Source organism: Mesorhizobium sp. M0195, from assembly GCF_040322115.1.
Taxonomy (GTDB): domain Bacteria; phylum Pseudomonadota; class Alphaproteobacteria; order Rhizobiales; family Rhizobiaceae; genus Mesorhizobium.
Genome location: NZ_JAMYSV010000084.1, coordinates 1 through 891 on the forward strand (window position 1 = coordinate 1; position 891 = coordinate 891).

The window sequence follows — 891 nt, forward strand, 5'->3', positions numbered from 1 at the left end:
GCGCAGACAGTTGCACCCTGGACCATCAGCGCCGGAATGGTGCTCGGCAGGATATGACGCCACAGCACCTTCGGCAGGCGCGCGCCGCCGCAGAGCGCGGCCTCCACATAGGGACGCTCGCGAACACCCAGAACCACCGAGCGAACCAGCCGCGCGACCGCCGGCGTCTCGGGAATCGCAATGGCGACGATGAGGATACCGAACCCCGGGCCCGTCAGAGAAATAAGGGCAATGGCCAGCAGAATCGTCGGGATCGACATCAAGCCATCCATGACCCGCATGACGAAATTGTCGAAGCTGCGGCTGTAGCCGGCTACAACACCGATCAGAAGCCCGGCAAGAGCCGCGCACGCCGCTGATGTCAGCCCGACCATGAGAGAGATGCGGGCGCCGAAGATCGTTCGCGCAAACACGTCCCGGCCCAGATTGTCGCTCCCGAACCACATCTCGGCGGACGGCGGCTGGAGGCGCTTGAACGGATCCATGTTCACCGGATCGCCGACGTAGAGCGGGGCGGCGAGCGCCAGAACGATCAGGAGCACCAACAGGCCGCCGCCGACCAAGACCAGCGGGTGCCGCCTTGCCAGACGCGGAAGGTCAGATAGTCGCAGCCGACCGATCGGCGCGGCGTCAACCGATGCGGAGAGGAGGGTCATATCAGTACCGGATGCGGGGATCGATCAGCGTATAGGCAAGATCGACCGCGAGATTGATAAGGACGTACAGACCCGAAGTCAGGATGAGCACGCTCTGGATGATGGGATAGTCACGATTGTTGATCGCATCCACGACCAGACGACCGATACCGGGGATGTTGAACACCGTTTCCGTGAGGACAACCCCGCCGATCAGATAGGCGAAGCTTATGCCGATCACAGTCAGGATCGGGAC

The 891-nt window shown here is 62.7% G+C and carries 2 protein-coding genes; both read right to left on the reverse strand.

Annotated features, from left to right (window positions below):
* A partial coding sequence (locus NKJ12_RS32105; protein ID WP_352707728.1) for an ABC transporter permease occupies positions 1–656 on the reverse strand: 656 nt, incomplete at its 3' end.
* A gap of 1 nt (position 657) precedes the next feature.
* Positions 658–891, reverse strand: a 234-nt coding sequence (locus tag NKJ12_RS32110; protein ID WP_352707730.1) for an ABC transporter permease subunit, incomplete at its 5' end; no start/stop codon positions are given.